A 16,139-nucleotide genomic window follows, 5' to 3' on the forward strand; every position below is an offset into this window, starting at 1 on the left:
CACGTTGTCGGCATTTTCCTCGGTTTTGTTGGTCTTCTTCCTACAAGTGTCGGTAATTGACGCGGGGGCTGGCCGCCACTGGGCCGCTCCGTATAATGCCGGCATCGCCACTGGTATGGATTAACGGATTGCATATGACTGAACAGCGCCCAATCGCGGTCCTGGGAGGCGGAAGTTTTGGTACCGCCGTGGCAAATCTGCTGGCCGAGAATGGCCATCAGGTCCTGCAGTGGATGCGCGACCCCGAACAGGCCGAGGCCATTCGCGTCAATCGCGAGAACCCGCGTTACCTCAAAGGCATCAAGATCCTGCCGGGCGTTACGGCGGTCACGGACCTGCCAGCCACCCTCGACGCCTGCGACTTGTGCTTCGTCGCACTGCCGTCCAGTGCGTTGCGCGCGGTACTGGTGCCTTACGCCGAACGCCTGAGCGGCAAACTGCTGGTCAGCCTGACCAAAGGCATCGAAGCCCACACGTTCAAGCTGATGAGCGAGATTCTCGAAGAGATCGCGCCGCAAGCGCGCATCGGTGTGTTGTCCGGGCCGAACCTGGCCCGTGAAATCGCCGAACACGCCCTGACGGCCACGGTGGTCGCCAGCGAAGACGAAGAACTGTGCGCGCGGGTGCAGGAAGCGCTGCACGGGCGCACCTTCCGCGTCTACGCCAGTGCCGACCGTTTCGGCGTGGAGTTGGGCGGTGCGTTGAAAAACGTCTACGCCATCATCGCCGGCATGGCCGTGGCGCTGGGCATGGGCGAAAACACCAAGAGCATGCTGATTACCCGGGCGCTGGCGGAAATGACCCGCTTCGCGGTGAATCAGGGCGCCAACCCGATGACCTTCCTCGGCCTGGCGGGCGTCGGCGACTTGATCGTCACCTGCTCGTCGCCGAAAAGCCGCAACTACCAGGTCGGGTTCGCCCTCGGCCAGGGCCTGAGCCTGGAAGACGCGGTGACGCGCCTGGGCGAAGTCGCTGAAGGCGTGAACACGCTCAAAGTGCTTAAGGCCAAGTCCCAGGAAGCGGGGGTGTACATGCCGCTGGTCGCCGGGCTGCATGCGATTTTGTTTGAAGGGCGCACGCTTGAGCAGGTGATCGAACTGTTAATGCGGGCCGAGCCGAAGACCGACGTCGACTTTATCTCCACCAGCGGTTTCAACTGATTGCTTTATCTACGGGCAGGGAGCGGGACATGAACGATCCGAAAACAGAAGCCAAGTACGAATCCATTCTGCTGCGAGTATTGTGGATGATCGTTTTCTTGCTGGTCTGGCAAGTGGCGCAATTCATCCTCGGCGCGGTGGTGCTGGTGCAGTTGATCTATCGTTTGATCTATGGCGCCCCGAGCGCCAGCCTGATGAACTTCGGCGACAGCCTGAGCCAGTTCCTGGCGCAGATCGGTCGTTTCGGCACGTTCCACAGCGACCAGAAGCCTTGGCCGTTCGCCGATTGGCCGACGCCGCGTACACCGGAAGGTGAAGCGCCACACGTTGTAGCGCCTGCGCCGCATCCGGCCCGAGATGAGGAGCCTAAGCTATGAAACTCTGGGTATTACGTCATGGTGAAGCCGAGCCACACGGCACGCGTCCAGACTCCGAACGGGCGCTGACGGCCCACGGTCGTGAAGAAGTGCTGCGCACGGCCGCCGAGTTGATCGGTCGGCCGATTACGGCCATTTATGCCAGTCCTTACCTGCGTGCGCAGGAGACGGCGCAACTGGTCCGTGAAGCGCTGGGGTTTGCGCCGGAGATTCGCACTGTCGAATGGCTGACTCCGGACAACCGGCCGCAAGCGGTGGCCGAGCAGTTGGTGTCGGTCGATCATGCGCTGCTGGTCAGCCATAACCCGCTGGTGGGCAACTTGCTGGGTTACCTGCAGCACGGACATGTGCAAGATCCGGAAGCGGTGAAAACCGCCGGGCTGGCTGAGCTGGAAGGCGACTTGCCGTTGGCCGGGGGCATGAAGCTCAACGGCATCAAACACCCGTAGCGGCTAAGCTGCGTTTTGCTTTTGTAGGAGCGGGCAAGCCTCGCTCCTACACGTCTGTAATGACCAACAAATAATCAACCAAGCACTTGCTCGGTTGACTACGCTTGCTCCAGACCAAAAACAAAGGAGCAAGTCGCATGTCTGCTGCTTTTCGTTTGCCGCTGGACGTGTTCTACGAGCGTGAAGCCCGCCATCCCCGCCAGCGTTTTCTAGTCCAGCCGCTGGGCGGTGGGCAGGTCGAGACGCTGAGTTGGGCCGACGTCGGCCACCAGGCCCGTTGCGCCGCCCATTGGCTGCGCGCCCGGGAACTGCCCCAAGGCAGCCACATCGCCCTGATCTCGAAAAACTGTGCGCACTGGATCATTGCCGACCTGGCGATCTGGATGGCCGGGCATGTCTCGGTGCCGCTGTACCCCAACCTTACCGCTGAATCCGTGGCCCAGGTGCTGGAACACTCGGAAGCCGCGCTGGCGTTCATCGGCAAGCTCGATGACTGGCCCGGCATGTCGCGAGGCGTCAGCCCCGACCTGCCAACCATCAGCCTGCCGTTGCATCCCCCCGGCACCTTCAATTTCAGCTGGGACGACTTGCAGAAAAGCTCGCCGATCCAGGACGACCCGAAACCCGCCGCCGAGCAGTTGGCGACCATCATCTACACCTCCGGCACCACCGGCCTGCCCAAAGGTGTGATGCACAGCTTCGGCAACCTCGGCTTCGCCACCACTCGCGGCACGCAGCTGTTCGGCCTTAACGAGTCGGATCGGCTGCTGTCTTATCTGCCGCTGTGCCACGTTGCCGAACGGATGTTCGTCGAACTGGCGTCGATCTATACCGGGCAAACCGTGTTCTTTGCCGAAAGCCTCGACACCTTCCTCACCGATCTACAGCGAGCACGGCCGACCGCCATGTTCGGCGTGCCGCGCATCTGGACCAAATTCCAGATGGGCGTGTACAGCAAGATCCCGGCAAAGCGCCTCGACTTCCTGCTCGTGCTGCCGATCATCGGCAGGCGAGTCGGGCACAAAGTCCTCGCTGGACTGGGGCTCGATGCGTTGCGCATTGCCTTGTCCGGTGCCGCGCCGGTGCCGCAGACCTTGTTGCTGTGGTACCGCAAGCTCGGGCTGGACGTGCTGGAGGTGTATGGCATGACCGAAAGCTGCGGTTACTCGCACATCGGCCGGCCGGGCGATGACAAACCGGGCTGGATCGGCAAGCCTTGCCCGGAGGTTGAAGTGCGGATCGCCGACACGGGGGAGGTCATGGTGCGTAGCGGCGCGACCATGCTCGGCTATTTCAAGGAACCGGAGAAAACCGCCGATACGATCACCGAGGACGGCTTCCTGTGCACCGGTGACAAGGGCGAGCAAGACGCAGAAGGCAACCTGCGCCTGACCGGGCGCCTGAAGGAAATCTTCAAGACAAGTAAAGGCAAATACGTGGCTCCGGCGCCGATCGAGAATCGTCTGGCGGTGCATTCGCGGATCGAACAGGTTTGCGTGGTGGGCGATGGTCTGAGCGCGCCGCTTGGGTTGTGCGTGCTGTCGGCGGTGGGTTTGCAGGATGCCGCCAGTTCGGCGCGCAACGCCTTGCATTCGAGCCTGGAAAAACTCCTGGAAGAGGTCAACGGCGCCCTCGACAAGCATGAGCGCTTGCGCCGGCTGGTGGTGGTCAAGGACAGCTGGGCGGTGGAAAACGGCTTTCTGACGCCGACCCTGAAGATCAAGCGCAACGTGATCGAAGCCGCGTACGGGGCGCGCTTCGAAGAATGGAGCGAGCGCAATGAAGCGGTGCTGTGGCAGGATTGAGTGACGAACAACCTCAATAAAGGAAGTCAGCGATGAGTCTGTGGCGTACCGCTCCCAACATTGAACAATTGAACGCGATCCAGAAAAACACCATCGGCGAAGTGCTGGATATCCGCTTCGAAGCCTGCGACGACAAGTCCCTGAGCGCGAGCATGGTCATCGACCATCGCACTCATCAGCCTTACGGCTTGCTGCATGGCGGCGCCTCGGTGGTGCTGGCCGAAACCGTTGGTTCGATGGCCAGTTATTTGTGCATCGATGCCAGCAAGTTCTACTGCGTGGGCCTGGAAATCAACGCCAACCACTTACGCGGCTTGCGCAGCGGGCGGGTGACTGCGGTGGCCAGGGCGATCCATATCGGCCGCACCACCCATGTCTGGGATATTCGCTTGACCAGCGATGAGGGCAAGGCCAGTTGTGTGTCGCGGTTGACCATGGCGGTGGTGCCGTTGGGGGAGAATCCGCCGGCCCGTTAACGTGACTCCATCATGTAGCAGCTGGCGAAGCCTGCGTCCGGCTGCGAAGCAGTCGCCAATCCAGGCTGCTCGGTGTGTCTGATGCACTGCGTATTCAGGTTTTACGACTGCTTCGCAGGCGGACGCAGGCTTCGCCAGCTGCTACATGGATCTCCATGATCGCCATGGCCAGACTGTCATCATTCCTGTCAGTTACGGTCATTGCCGTAGTCCCCGCTCTTACGGACAATCACCCCCACGTTTCTCGCCCATGGATTGACCGGTATGTCGCAGCAGATCTTTTTCGCCCACGCCAATGGCTTTCCTTCGGGGACCTACGGCAAGTTGTTCACGGCGTTGGCGCCTGAATATCAGGTGACGCATCTGGAGCAGCACGCCCACGACCCGCGTTTCCCGGCCGATGACAACTGGCGCAACCTGGTGGACGAGTTGATCCATCACCTGAAACGTCAACCGGAACCGGTCTGGGGCGTCGGCCATTCCTTTGGCGGCGTGCTGCACCTGCATGCGGCGCTGCGTTGCCCCGAGTTGTATCGCGGCGTGGTGATGCTCGATTCGCCAGTGCTGACCCGCGCCGATCAATGGGTGATCCTCGCCGCCAAGCGTTTCGGTTTCATTGATCGCCTGACTCCCGCCGGGCGCACCCTGGGCCGGCGCGAAGAGTTTGCCGATCTGGACAGCGCCCGCCGCTATTTCGCCGGCAAAACCCTGTTTCGCGGTTTCGATCCGGAATGCTTCGACGCCTACCTGCAACACGGTTTGCACAAGGTCGGCGACAAGCTGCGCCTGCGTTTCGATCCGGCCACGGAAATCAGCATCTACCGCGGCGTACCGCACACCAGCCCCGGCCGCGCACGGCAACTGAAAGTGCCGCTGGCGGTGGTGCGCGGGAATAATAGCCGCGTGGTCATGCGCCATCACGCCAGCTCCGTCGGGCGCATGCCGTTCGGCGAGTCATTGACCATGCCCGGCGGCCACATGTTTCCCCTTGAGCGTCCCCAAGACACCGCCACGTTGCTGAAGAACCTGTTCAGCCGCTGGGAAGGTCGCCGTCAGCGGGATTGCGCATGAGCAGCGTCGTCGAAGAAGTGCGTCTGAGCCTGCCGCACATCGAGTTGGCGGCGCACCTGTCGGGTCCCGAGGATGGCTTGCCGGTGATCGCCTTGCACGGTTGGCTGGACAACGCCAACAGCTTTGCCCGGTTGGCGCCCAAGCTCAAAGGCCTGCGGATTATTGCCCTGGACATGGCCGGCCACGGTCACTCCGGGCATCGTCCGGCCGGCGCCGGTTACGCGATGTGGGATTACGCCCATGACGTGCTGCAAGTCGCCGAACAGCTTGGACTCAAGAGATTTGCGTTGCTGGGACACTCCATGGGCGCGATTGCTTCCTTGATCGTCGCCGGGTCGATGCCGGAGCGGGTCACCCATCTGGCCCTCATCGACGGTGTCATCCCTCCTACAGACAAAGGCGAAAATGCGGCCGAACGCATGGGCATGGCCCTGCAAGCGCAACTGGATCTGCGGGAGAAGCGCAAACCGGTCTACGCCACCCTTGATCGCGCTGTCGAAGCGCGGATGAAAGGCCTGGTGGCGGTCAGTCGCGAAGCCGCCGAGCTGTTGGCGCAACGGGGCCTGATGCCGGTGCCCGGCGGTTACACCTGGCGTACCGACAGCCGCTTGACGCTGCCTTCGCCGCTGCGTCTGACCCAGGAACAGGCGATGGCCTTCGTCCAGCGCATCACTTGTCCTACGCGGCTGGTGGTGGCGGCTGACGGCATGCTCGCCAAACATCCCGAATTGCTGGAACGTCTACCCTTTAGCCGTGAACAGCTGCCTGGTGGCCATCATTTGCACCTGAATGACGAGCCCGGCGCCGACCTTGTCGCAGACTGTTTCAATCGGTTCTTCGCCGTTCCTTGACTTGCGACGGGCAACTGTCGAGGCTGGGCGGGTTGAAAAGGGAGACAACCATGATCGATCTCTACACCGCTGCGACCCCGAATGGCCTCAGGGTCGCCCAGGCCATGCCGATCCGATGAGCCTGCCTAAGCGTTCACTCAGCCTGTTGGCGTTGTGTTATTTCAGTCCGATGTTATTGGCTGCCGATGTTCCGGGCAGCCAGGACCTGCCGATCGTGCCGCGCCTGGCCGATGCGCAGATTGTCGACTATCGCCCGACCGTGGAGCTTGAGCGGATCTATCCGCTGGGCTCGATCCGCAAGATCAGCGGCCAGTTGCGCTTCGACGGGCAAGTCAGCGCCCGTGGTCAAACCACGTCGGTGACCTACGAGTTGCCACCGGAGCATTCCTCCACCGAAGCGTTTACCGCCGCGCGCGAAGCCTTGCAGAAGCAGGGCGCGGAACTGTTGTTCTGGTGCCAGGCCCGTGATTGCGGGGAAAGCAGCCTGTGGGCCAATGAGGTCTTCGGCAACTCCAAGCTCTATGGCGCGGACGAGCAGCAGGCCTATCTGCTGTTGCGGCTGGCGGCACCGAAGGACAATTCGCTGGTGGCGCTCTACAGCATCACCCGCGGAAATCGCAAAGCCTACCTGCACGTCGAGCAGTTTGAATCCGCCGCGCCGCTGGGGGATTTGCTGCCAACCTCCGCGACCTTGCTGCGCCAGCTAAAAAGCACTGGTGAACTCGATTTCCCGAAACTGAGTGCCGATCCCGACGATACCTGGTTGCGCTTGATTTCCCGGGGATTGAACCTGGACACCACGCTGCGAGTCAGTGTTTCCGGGGCCAAGGCCGAAGCCTGGCGCCAATCGCTGATCGCCCAGGGCGTACGCGCGGCGCGCATGGAAACCGGCAGCGCCGAAGGCTCTGGCCTGCACTTCGAACTGTTGCGATAAGCTGCATCAGGCGAACGTGATCCTCACGTTCGCCTAATCTTCTGCTGTCTGACTATTTTCGAGATTTCGATGATCAATAACGATCGGCTGTTGGTGCAGATACTGCTCCTGGTGCTGTTTGGCGCGAGCTTCTGGGTGATGGCGCCGTTCTGGTCAGCATTGTTCTGGGGCGCGGTGCTGGCGTTTGCCAGTTGGCCGCTGATGCGCCTGCTGACCCGCTGGCTCAACGGCCGTGAATCGCTGGCGGCAGCGTTGCTGACCCTGGGCTGGATGTTGCTGGTGGCGGTGCCGCTGGTGTGGTTGGGGTTCAACCTGGCGGATCACGTGCGCGATGCCACGGTGTTCATCAAGGATGTGCAAGTCGATGGCTTGCCGGAAGCGCCGGTCTGGCTGGGGAGCATTCCCCTGGTCGGCGAACGGCTGGTGGGGATCTGGAACAGCATCGATGAGCAGGGCGCGGCGATGATGGTCGCGATCAAGCCTTATCTCGGGCAGGTCGGCAACTGGTTGCTGGCGCGCAGTGCGCAAATTGGCGGCGGCATTCTTGAGCTGACATTGAGCATTGTCTTCGTGTTCTTTTTCTACCGTGACGGGCCGCGGCTGGCGGCGTTTGTCCATAGCTTGCTGTCCCGCCTGATCGGCGACCGCGCCGGGTATTACATCGAACTCGTCGCCGGCACTGTGCAACGGGTGGTGAACGGGGTGATCGGCACGGCGGCGGCCCAGGCCGTGCTGGCATTGATCGGGTTCCTGATTGCCGGGGTGCCTGGGGCGTTGGTGCTGGGGATCGTGACGTTCATGTTGAGCCTGATCCCGATGGGCCCGCCGCTGATCTGGATTCCGGCCACGGCCTGGCTGGCGTGGAAGGGCGAGTACGGGATGGCGGTGTTCCTCGGGATCTGGGGCACGTTCATCATCAGCGGCGTGGACAACGTGCTCAAGCCGTACCTGATCAGCCGCGGCGGCAATCTGCCGTTGGTGATTGTGTTGCTGGGGGTGTTTGGCGGATTGATTGCGTTCGGGTTTATCGGCTTGTTCATCGGGCCGACGTTGTTGGCGGTGGCTTACAGCTTGTTGACCGACTGGAGCAAAAGCCAGGCACGCGTCGAAGACCGCCGCTGATCTTGCTCTGTAGGAGCAAAGCTTGCTCGCGATAGCGTCCTGACAGGCAATGAAAAACCCACTGAATCCATAGCGGTCAGTGGGTTTTTTGTGTCTGTGATGGCCTCATCGCGGGCAAGCCTTGCTCCTACAGGTCATGCGTCGTTCGGAAAATTCGCGGGCAACACATAATCTGTAGGAGCGAGGCTTGCCCGCGAAGCTTTTGCCTCAGGTCGAGACGTTCAAGTACTTACCCGTGCTGGCCACGTTATCGAGTGAATACTGCTTGCTCAGGTTGGCGATCATTTTGTTGATGGCTTCGCTGACGTTCGAATGGAGGGTGGAGGTGTCGCTGTTTTTTTCACGGCCCGCCTGCAGGGCGTCTTTGAGTTCGTCGCTGCTAACAGTGCCGTCCTCGTTTTTGTCCAAAGCCGAGAAGATTTCCTTGCTATCGGCCGTGCTGCCGGCGGCGCTCAGGCCGTTGCTCAGTTCATCGCTGCTGAGGTTGCCATCGCCGTCCGCGTCCAAAGCACCAAGCAGCGCGTCGGCCAGGTCGGTGTTCGGTGCCTGGTCCTGAGGCGGTGGCGGTGGGGCCATTGCCGCCATTTCTTCGCTGCTCAGGCTGCCGCTGTCATCGCTGTCGAGGTCGGTGAAGTTCTTGCTCAGGTCCGCCAACAGGCGATTATCGGGTTTATCCGACTGGGCGGTTTTCAGCTCGTCCTGACTCACCGAGCCATCGCTATTGCTGTCGAGTTTGGTGAACAGTTCTTTCTGGAGTTGTGCACGGCGGGCGGCGTTGGCCGACGTGCTGCTGGTGCTCGCGCTGGTATAGCTCGTGTAGTTGCTGCTGACGCTACCGATCATTGGGCTCACTCCTTTGGACGGAAAACCGGTGAGTGCACCGGCTTATGCAGCCTCAAGGGGCAAGTTGTCGTGGGTATGTGGCGTTTGTACCGTTCGGTACACACGAAGCCGGTGGGATCAGGTGCGGGGTAGGCGGATGACGGCAGTGAGGCCGCCACCGGGGGTTTCTTCCAGGCTCAATTGCCCGCCCAGGCGTTCCGCCGCCTCCCGGGCGATGGTCATGCCGAGGCCGACGCCACCGGAGTTGCGGTTGCGCGAACCTTCCAGCCGGAAGAACGGTTCGAACACTGCTTCACGCTTGTCCGCGGCAATCCCCGGGCCGTGATCGATTACCCGAATCACCAGATGCCCTCGACTGTCTTCGAGGGTAATCAATGCCTCCCCGGCATAACGCAGGGCATTGTCGATCAGGTTGTTGATGCACGAGCGCAAGGCCATCGGCTGCACTTGCAGCGGCGCGCAATGTCCGCTGGCCTGGACGTCCGACCCCTGGTCCTGGGCGTTTTCGCTCAGGGACTCGACCAGCGCCTGCACGTCCATCCATTGCGGGGCTTCACTGGTGCGATGTTCGTGCAGGTAGGTGAGCGTGGCATCGAGCATGTGGATCATGTCGTCCAGATCCTGGCGCATCTGGCCTTGCAGCTTGTCGTCATCAATCTGTTCCAGGCGCAGCTTGAGCCGCGACAGCGGCGTGCGCAGGTCATGGGACACCGCGCCGAGCATCCGCGAACGCTGCTGTACCTGTTCGATAATCCGCCGCTGCATCTTGTTGAAGGTGTGGGCCGCTTGCCGCGCTTCCCGTGGCCCGGATTCGTCCAGCGGCGGGCTGTCGAGGTTTTCGCTCAAGCGCTCGGCGGCATCGCTCAGGCGCTGGATCGGTCGGCTCAGCAATTTGGCGCCGTACCAGGCGGCGATGATCAGCGAGACGAACTGAAAGGTCAGCGGCACCAACGGCCCGCCGAACCACGGTCGAGGCGGCCGATTGGCGAAACGTGGGTCCAGCGGTGGACGCTGGCCGTCGAAGCTCTCGGAAAACCCGGGCGGTGGCGGAGGGGGCGGCGGGCCGTAATGGTGAAACCAGAAAAACGCCAGCAGGTGCGCCAGGATGATCGCGATCAGCAGCACGCCAAACAGGCGGCCGAACAGCGTATCGAAGCGCGCACGCATCAGCCGATGTCTCGGGCGTCGAACAGGTAACCCTCACCGCGAACGGTCTTGATCAGCTGTGGGTTTTTCGGGTCGTCGCCAAGCTTCTGCCGCAGGCGCGACACCAGCAAGTCGATGCTGCGATCAAAGGCTTCGATCGAGCGACCACGGGCGGCATCGAGCAATTGTTCGCGGCTGAGCACCCGGCGCGGACGCTCGATAAATACCCAGAGCAAGCGGAATTCCGCGTTGGACAGCGGCACCACCAGGCCATCGGCGGCGATCAACTGGCGCAACACGCTGTTCAGGCGCCAGTTGTCGAAGCGAATATTCGCCCGCTGTTCGGTGCGATCGTCGCGCACCCGCCGCAGAATCGTCTGAATCCGCGCCACCAGTTCCCGCGGTTCGAACGGCTTGGCCATGTAGTCGTCGGCGCCCAATTCCAGGCCGATGATCCGGTCGGTGGGTTCGCAGCGCGCGGTGAGCATCAGGATCGGGATGTCCGATTCGGCGCGCAGCCAGCGGCACAGGGACAAACCGTCCTCGCCGGGCAGCATGAGGTCGAGCACCACCACGTCGAAATGTTCCGCCTGCAGCGCCTGGCGCATCGCTGCGCCATCGGTGACGCCGCTGGCGTGGATATTGAACCGGGCCAGGTAGTCGATCATCAATTCGCGGATCGGGACGTCATCGTCGACAATCAGGGCGCGAATGCTCCAGCGTTTGTCGTCAGCGGGCGCTTTTTGATCGTCGTTCACAGGGGCTTGAGTGCTGTGCATGCGTGGGTTCATCTGCCAGGTAGGCTGCCAACCACAAAGATGGGCTGCGAGGTTGTGGCTTCAGCATAGGCGTCCGGCCCGAAGGCGGGAAGTGCTGTAAGGACGTGTTGCGGCTGCCGAGGGTAGCGTCGGCCTTTGTTGGGGGCGTGTCCGGTGTGTATCGGGCTCGACACAATTGGCGCAGGGTCTAGGCTTGCTGGAGGTTGCGGGACGATTTACCGATCATCGGGTCCCGCAGCGGCGCTGGTTCCGCTACAATGCGCGCCGATTTCGTCCTGCCTGAGAGCCCGCACATGTCCGTCTGCCAGACTCCTATCATCGTCGCCCTGGATTTCCCCACCCGTGACGCCGCACTGAAGCTGGCCGACCAGTTGGACCCGCAACTGTGCCGGGTCAAAGTCGGCAAGGAACTGTTCACCAGTTGCGCCGCGGAAATCGTCGGCACCCTGCGTGACAAGGGTTTCGAAGTGTTCCTGGACCTCAAGTTCCACGACATCCCGAACACCACCGCCATGGCCGTGAAAGCGGCGGCGGAAATGGGCGTGTGGATGGTCAACGTGCACTGCTCCGGCGGTCTGCGCATGATGGCGGCATGCCGTGAAGTGCTCGACCAGCGTACCGGCCCCAAGCCGTTGTTGATTGGCGTGACCGTACTGACCAGCATGGAGCGTGAAGATCTGGCGGGTATTGGTCTGGATATCGAGCCCCAGGAGCAAGTGCTGCGCCTGGCCGCGCTGGCGGAAAAAGCCGGGATGGATGGTCTGGTGTGCTCGGCCCTGGAAGCCCAGGCCCTGAAAACGGCCCATCCGTCGCTGCAACTGGTGACCCCGGGGATTCGCCCGGCGGGCAGCGCCCAGGATGATCAGCGCCGCATCCTGACCCCGCGTCAGGCATTGGATGCCGGTTCCGACTATCTGGTGATCGGCCGCCCGATCAGCCAGGCGGCGGATCCGGCCAAGGCGTTGGCAGCGGTTGTAGCCGAAATCGCTTAAAAGATCGCAGGCTGCGCCAGCCCCTACAGGGAAACGCGATCCCCTGTAGGAGCTGGCGAAGGCTGTGATCTTTTGATCTGTCGCTTTAAACCTTCAACACCAACTTCCCGAAATTCTCGCCGCTGAACAATTTCATCAGCGTCTCCGGGAACGTCTCCAGTCCGTCGACGATATCTTCCCGGCTCTGCAACTGCCCCTTGGCCATCCAGCCGGCCATTTCCTGCCCGGCAGCGGCGAATTGCGCGGCGTAGTCCATCACCACAAAGCCTTCCATCCGTGCGCGGTTGACCAGCAGTGACAGGTAGTTGGCCGGGCCTTTGACCGCTTCCTTGTTGTTGTACTGGCTGATCGCGCCACAAATCACCACGCGCGCCTTCAGGGCCAGGCGACTCAACACCGCGTCGAGGATATCGCCGCCGACGTTATCGAAATACACGTCCACGCCTTTCGGGCATTCGCGCTTCAGTCCGGCCGAAACGTCTTCGTTTTTGTAGTCGATGACCCCGTCAAAACCCAGTTCATCCACCAGGAATTTGCACTTGTCCGCACCGCCGGCAATGCCGATCACGCGGCAGCCTTTAATCTTGGCGATCTGCCCGGCAATGCTGCCCACCGCACCGGCCGCGCCCGACAGCACCACGGTGTCGCCAGCCTTCGGCGCGCCAACGTCGAGCAGGGCGAAGTAAGCGGTCATCCCGGTCATGCCCAACGCGGACAAGTAGCGCGGCAGTGGTGCCAGTTTCGGATCGACCTTGTAGAAGCCCCGCGGCTCGCCGAGGTAATAATCCTGCACGCCCAGGGCGCCATTGACGTAGTCGCCGACCGCAAACCCAGGGTTGTTTGACGCCACGACTTTGCCTACGCCCAAGGCGCGCATCACCTCGCCGATGCCGACCGGCGGGATGTAGGACTTGCCCTCGTTCATCCAGCCACGCATGGCCGGGTCCAGGGACAAGTATTCGTTCTTGACCAGGATCTGACCCGCCGCCGGCTCGCCGACCGGTACTTCTTGAAAGGTGAACGTTTCGCGGGTCGCCGCACCCACCGGACGTTTGGCGAGCAGGAATTGGCGATTGGTCTGGGTAGTCATGACAGGCACTCAAGATGAATGAAGCTTTGTTGATAGACCTTCATGGCGGATGCCGCAAGGTTGGCTGATGCGGCGAATGCAGGTCGATCCAGTGCAGTGATAGTTGATCGGGCGCCTCTATCACTGTGACGCATGGGCGCTCAACCGGCCTTTTGATAGTGCTGCCGTGCGCCAGGCGCCGTGGCTAGACTGCAAGCACGCGATCCCCCGCATCTTCTCTTCGAGGACCTAATAATGAGCATGACGTTTTCCGGCCAGGTAGCTGTTGTGACCGGCGCAGCCAATGGCATTGGCCGCGCCACCGCCCAAGCCTTCGCGGCCGAAGGCTTGAAGGTGGTGGTGGCCGATCTGGACACCGCGGGGGGCGAGGGCACGGTGGCGCTGATTCGTACGGCGGGCGGCGAAGCGACCTTCGTGCGCTGCAACGTTACTGTCGAGGCCGAGGTAAAACATCTGATGGACGAGGTGATCAATACCTACGGCCGTCTTGACTATGCCTTCAATAACGCCGGCATCGAAATCGAAAAAGGCAAACTTGCCGACGGCTCGATCGATGAGTTCGACGCGATCATGGGCGTCAACGTCAAAGGCGTCTGGCTGTGCATGAAGTATCAACTGCCGTTGCTGCTGGCCCAGGGCGGCGGTGCGATCGTTAACACCGCGTCGGTAGCTGGCCTCGGCGCGGCGCCGAAAATGAGCATTTATGCGGCTTCCAAGCACGCGGTGATCGGCCTGACCAAGTCGGCCGCGATCGAATACGCGAAGAAAAAGATCCGCGTGAACGCAGTGTGCCCAGCGGTGATCGACACCGACATGTTCCGTCGTGCCTATGAGGCCGACCCGAAGAAGGCCGAGTTCGCCAATGCGATGCACCCGGTCGGGCGCATCGGCAAAGTCGAGGAAATCGCCAGCGCCGTGTTGTACCTGTGCAGTGACGGTGCAGCGTTCACCACCGGGCATTCCCTGGCGGTGGATGGCGGGGTCACCGCCTTCTGAAATCCGGAACGTCCTTGTAGGAAAAGACCCGCAACCTGTGCGGGTTTTTTTATGGTTCCGTGAACACGCCGGGGAATGTGTTTCAAATGGTTAGAACCGGCGGTTTTGGCGGCGTTGTCGCACAGCCTGGCGAGCGCTCCTGTGATTAACTGCTCGCAGCAAAATGGACAGGAGTTTGCTTACTCATGGAATTGAGAATTGACCGACAGGCAATGGTGCCGGTCGTACAGCAAATCGTCGACGCAATGGCGAGTTGGATCCGTCAAGGCGAGGTACCGCCCGCCACACGCTTGCCTTCCGTGCGACACATCGCGCGAATCAATTTGCTCAGTCAGTCCAGTGTCGTTGAAGCCTGTGAGCGCCTGGTCGCCCAGGGGATCCTGGCATCGCGTCCCGGTTCGGGGTTCTTTGTCGCCGCGTCGGCGCCGGTTGTGTCGCCCACGGGTGATCTCCCTCGTTTCGAAGGCGCAGAGGTGCTGCAAACGGGGTTCGCCGAGAACCTGTCGGGTGAACTGATGCTGGGGTGTGGTGGCTTGCCCGAAAGCTGGCGCGAGACGGACGACCTCAGCTATTCGATCCGCCAGGTGGCCCGCACCGACATGGCGGGGCTGTTCAATTACAGCACGCCGCTGGGCTTGCTCGCCTTGCGCCAGCAGATCCTCAAGCGCTTGAAACCACTCAATATCGAGACGCACGAAAGTTGCATCCTGACCACGGCTGGCGCCAGCCAGGGGCTGGACCTGATCGTGCGCACGCTGCTAAAGCCAGGCGATTGCGTGGTGGTGGAAAGCCCCGGTTTTTCTCAACTGTTCGATCTGCTCAGGTTGCGCGGGCTGCGCATGCTCGAGGTGCCACGTACCGCGCAAGGTCCCGACACGCAGGTGCTGGAGCGTTTGCTGATCAAGCACAACCCGCGGGCGATGTTTATCAATAGCTACCACCACAACCCCACGGGAAGCTGTGTGACACCGGCGGTAGCGCAGCAGGTCCTGCAACTGAGCAAGGCTTATGACGTGCTGGTCATCGAAGACGACGTTTATGCCGATATGCACAAAGGTCCCGGCACGCGCCTCGCCGCGCTGGATGACGAGGCCCGGGTGATTTACGTCGGCAGTTTCTCGAAAACCCTCAGCAGCTCATTGCGCGTGGGGTTTGTGGTGGCCAGCGCCGGGCTCATTGCCCGACTGGCCGAGGTCAAGATGATCAGCAGCATGGGCGGATCGCGGTTCTGCGAGTCGGTGCTGGCCAACCTGTTGGCCACCGGCGCCTATCGCAAACTGGTACAGCGCCAGCGCCAGCGCCTGAACGTAGACAGGACTGCGGCATTGCAGGCGCTTGAGGATGCCGAATGGGAGGTGTTCGGCAAGCCCTGCGGAGGCTTGTTTATCTGGGCGCGATCGCCAATGTCCGACTACGCTCAGGTGCGAGCACAGGCCCGACGTTTCGGCGTCCTGCTGTCCTCCCCGACGGCCTTCAGCCCGACCGGTGAGGTCAATGACTGGCAGCGCATCAATGTGGCGTATGCCTGCGATCCGCGGGCCCGGCGGTTTTTCCAGGCCACCGCTTCGGATCGACCTAAAGCGTTCTGAAAACGACGTGGACGTAGCTTTTTGCCATTATTCCGACGCCAGAGACTTGTGCTGGCACAGGCCCGTTGCGAATCTCCATCTACAGACTATGGCAGGGGACTACGAGCAATGATTTCGGCCGTGCAAGGACGTTTTGCCAACCTCGGTATGGCAAAGAAACTGGGCATCGGGTTTGTCCTGGTGCTGTTGTTGACCGCCTTGGTGGCAGCCATTGGCGTATGGTCCCTGCAAACCATCAGTCATCGCTTCGACGGGCTTAAGCAAATGTCGTCGCTCAACAGCGGTTTGCTCAAAGTGCGCTTGCTGGAGCAGGAATACGCCTTGCACGGCAACCCGAAAACCGCCGATGCGCTGCGTCAGGGGGTTGATGGGCTGATAGCCCTGTCGACTCAGTTGAAGGCGCAATCGGCGGCCAACGTGCCGGTCATGAATGATGTCGAGCTGTCGCTTGGCGCCTAT

Annotated in this window: 16 protein-coding genes; 12 read left to right on the plus strand and 4 right to left on the minus strand. The window is 61.7% G+C overall.

Annotation, left to right across the window (positions count from 1 at the left end):
* The first annotated feature begins 134 nt into the window (after positions 1-134).
* The 9 genes from HKK52_RS28910 (at position 135) to HKK52_RS28950 (ending at position 8,245) form a co-directional block, all read left to right on the plus strand.
* Complete coding sequence (locus HKK52_RS28910) at positions 135-1,160, plus strand: NAD(P)H-dependent glycerol-3-phosphate dehydrogenase (RefSeq protein ID WP_149662114.1); 1,026 nt, start codon at positions 135-137, stop codon at positions 1,158-1,160.
* A 29-nt stretch (positions 1,161-1,189) separates the two neighbouring features.
* The gene (locus HKK52_RS28915; RefSeq protein WP_123510001.1) at positions 1,190-1,537 is read left to right on the plus strand and encodes a DUF4389 domain-containing protein; all 348 of its coding nucleotides are present in this window, start codon (positions 1,190-1,192) and stop codon (positions 1,535-1,537) included.
* A complete protein-coding gene (sixA, locus tag HKK52_RS28920) occupies positions 1,534-1,986 on the plus strand; it encodes a phosphohistidine phosphatase SixA (RefSeq protein WP_133840463.1) in 453 nt (150 codons plus the stop codon). The genes HKK52_RS28915 and sixA overlap by 4 nt, the downstream gene beginning before the upstream one ends.
* A 137-nt stretch (positions 1,987-2,123) precedes the next feature.
* Positions 2,124-3,791: an AMP-binding protein gene (locus HKK52_RS28925; RefSeq protein ID WP_169373575.1), complete on the plus strand. Its 1,668-nt coding sequence runs from the start codon at positions 2,124-2,126 to the stop codon at positions 3,789-3,791.
* A 32-nt stretch (positions 3,792-3,823) separates the two neighbouring features.
* Positions 3,824-4,267 (plus strand): hotdog fold thioesterase, encoded by a 444-nt coding sequence (locus HKK52_RS28930; RefSeq protein WP_169373576.1) that lies wholly within the window; start codon positions 3,824-3,826, stop codon positions 4,265-4,267.
* Positions 4,268-4,531: 264 nt separating this feature from the next.
* On the plus strand, positions 4,532-5,338 hold the full coding sequence (locus tag HKK52_RS28935; RefSeq protein WP_169373577.1) for an alpha/beta fold hydrolase: 807 nt from the start codon (positions 4,532-4,534) through the stop codon (positions 5,336-5,338).
* On the plus strand, positions 5,335-6,189 hold the full coding sequence (locus HKK52_RS28940) for an alpha/beta hydrolase (RefSeq protein WP_169373578.1): 855 nt from the start codon (positions 5,335-5,337) through the stop codon (positions 6,187-6,189). The genes HKK52_RS28935 and HKK52_RS28940 overlap by 4 nt, the downstream gene beginning before the upstream one ends.
* 115 nt (positions 6,190-6,304) lie before the next feature.
* Positions 6,305-7,123 carry a DUF4892 domain-containing protein gene (locus HKK52_RS28945; protein ID WP_169373579.1) on the plus strand — a complete coding sequence of 273 codons (819 nt, stop codon included), beginning with the start codon at positions 6,305-6,307 and terminating at the stop codon, positions 7,121-7,123.
* Between the two features lie 69 nt (positions 7,124-7,192).
* Positions 7,193-8,245 (plus strand): AI-2E family transporter, encoded by a 1,053-nt coding sequence (locus tag HKK52_RS28950; protein ID WP_169373580.1) that lies wholly within the window; start codon positions 7,193-7,195, stop codon positions 8,243-8,245.
* Positions 8,246-8,452: 207 nt separating this feature from the next.
* On the opposite strand, the gene xopAW is transcribed toward HKK52_RS28950, so the two are convergent.
* The 3 genes from xopAW to HKK52_RS28965 all read right to left on the minus strand — a co-directional run bounded on the left by xopAW (position 8,453) and on the right by HKK52_RS28965 (position 11,013).
* The gene (gene xopAW, locus HKK52_RS28955; RefSeq protein WP_169373581.1) at positions 8,453-9,088 is read right to left on the minus strand and encodes an EF-hand domain-containing protein; all 636 of its coding nucleotides are present in this window, start codon (positions 9,086-9,088) and stop codon (positions 8,453-8,455) included.
* A 117-nt stretch (positions 9,089-9,205) separates the two neighbouring features.
* On the minus strand, positions 9,206-10,255 hold the full coding sequence (locus tag HKK52_RS28960) for a sensor histidine kinase (RefSeq protein WP_169373582.1): 1,050 nt from the start codon (positions 10,253-10,255) through the stop codon (positions 9,206-9,208).
* Positions 10,255-11,013: a response regulator gene (locus HKK52_RS28965; RefSeq protein ID WP_169373583.1), complete on the minus strand. Its 759-nt coding sequence runs from the start codon at positions 11,011-11,013 to the stop codon at positions 10,255-10,257. Before HKK52_RS28965 ends, HKK52_RS28960 begins: the two co-directional genes overlap by 1 nt.
* 293 nt (positions 11,014-11,306) lie before the next feature.
* On the opposite strand from HKK52_RS28965, the gene pyrF reads away from it, so the two are divergent.
* Complete coding sequence (gene pyrF, locus HKK52_RS28970) at positions 11,307-12,005, plus strand: orotidine-5'-phosphate decarboxylase (RefSeq protein WP_169373584.1); 699 nt, start codon at positions 11,307-11,309, stop codon at positions 12,003-12,005.
* 85 nt (positions 12,006-12,090) lie between these two features.
* On the opposite strand, the gene HKK52_RS28975 is transcribed toward pyrF, so the two are convergent.
* The gene (locus HKK52_RS28975; RefSeq protein ID WP_169373585.1) at positions 12,091-13,095 is read right to left on the minus strand and encodes an NADP-dependent oxidoreductase; all 1,005 of its coding nucleotides are present in this window, start codon (positions 13,093-13,095) and stop codon (positions 12,091-12,093) included.
* Positions 13,096-13,329: 234 nt separating this feature from the next.
* Here HKK52_RS28975 and HKK52_RS28980 point away from each other — a divergent pair, with 234 nt between their 5' ends.
* On the plus strand, positions 13,330-14,091 hold the full coding sequence (locus HKK52_RS28980; protein WP_169373586.1) for an SDR family oxidoreductase: 762 nt from the start codon (positions 13,330-13,332) through the stop codon (positions 14,089-14,091).
* A 185-nt stretch (positions 14,092-14,276) separates the two neighbouring features.
* Complete coding sequence (locus HKK52_RS28985) at positions 14,277-15,680, plus strand: aminotransferase-like domain-containing protein (protein ID WP_169373587.1); 1,404 nt, start codon at positions 14,277-14,279, stop codon at positions 15,678-15,680.
* The last annotated feature ends 459 nt before the right edge of the window (positions 15,681-16,139 follow it).

It is taken from the genome of Pseudomonas sp. ADAK2, from assembly GCF_012935755.1.
In the GTDB taxonomy this organism is placed as follows: Bacteria; Pseudomonadota; Gammaproteobacteria; order Pseudomonadales; family Pseudomonadaceae; genus Aquipseudomonas.

Bases quoted from the DNA above. Each gene is read 5' to 3' on its own strand.
- HKK52_RS28980 (WP_169373586.1), top strand. From the start codon at position 13,330: ATGAGCATGACGTTTTCCGGCCAGGTAGCTGTTGTGACCGGCGCAGCC.
- HKK52_RS28945 (WP_169373579.1), top strand. From the start codon at position 6,305: ATGAGCCTGCCTAAGCGTTCACTCAGCCTGTTGGCGTTGTGTTATTTC.
- HKK52_RS28910 (WP_149662114.1), top strand. From the start codon at position 135: ATGACTGAACAGCGCCCAATCGCGGTCCTGGGAGGCGGAAGTTTTGGT.
- HKK52_RS28965 (WP_169373583.1), bottom strand. From the start codon at position 11,013: ATGCACAGCACTCAAGCCCCTGTGAACGACGATCAAAAAGCGCCCGCT.
- HKK52_RS28985 (WP_169373587.1), top strand. From the start codon at position 14,277: ATGGAATTGAGAATTGACCGACAGGCAATGGTGCCGGTCGTACAGCAA.
- HKK52_RS28930 (WP_169373576.1), top strand. From the start codon at position 3,824: ATGAGTCTGTGGCGTACCGCTCCCAACATTGAACAATTGAACGCGATC.
- HKK52_RS28940 (WP_169373578.1), top strand. From the start codon at position 5,335: ATGAGCAGCGTCGTCGAAGAAGTGCGTCTGAGCCTGCCGCACATCGAG.
- HKK52_RS28950 (WP_169373580.1), top strand. From the start codon at position 7,193: ATGATCAATAACGATCGGCTGTTGGTGCAGATACTGCTCCTGGTGCTG.
- HKK52_RS28935 (WP_169373577.1), top strand. From the start codon at position 4,532: ATGTCGCAGCAGATCTTTTTCGCCCACGCCAATGGCTTTCCTTCGGGG.
- HKK52_RS28915 (WP_123510001.1), top strand. From the start codon at position 1,190: ATGAACGATCCGAAAACAGAAGCCAAGTACGAATCCATTCTGCTGCGA.
- pyrF (WP_169373584.1), top strand. From the start codon at position 11,307: ATGTCCGTCTGCCAGACTCCTATCATCGTCGCCCTGGATTTCCCCACC.
- HKK52_RS28975 (WP_169373585.1), bottom strand. From the start codon at position 13,095: ATGACTACCCAGACCAATCGCCAATTCCTGCTCGCCAAACGTCCGGTG.
- xopAW (WP_169373581.1), bottom strand. From the start codon at position 9,088: ATGATCGGTAGCGTCAGCAGCAACTACACGAGCTATACCAGCGCGAGC.
- HKK52_RS28925 (WP_169373575.1), top strand. From the start codon at position 2,124: ATGTCTGCTGCTTTTCGTTTGCCGCTGGACGTGTTCTACGAGCGTGAA.
- HKK52_RS28960 (WP_169373582.1), bottom strand. From the start codon at position 10,255: ATGCGTGCGCGCTTCGATACGCTGTTCGGCCGCCTGTTTGGCGTGCTG.
- sixA (WP_133840463.1), top strand. From the start codon at position 1,534: ATGAAACTCTGGGTATTACGTCATGGTGAAGCCGAGCCACACGGCACG.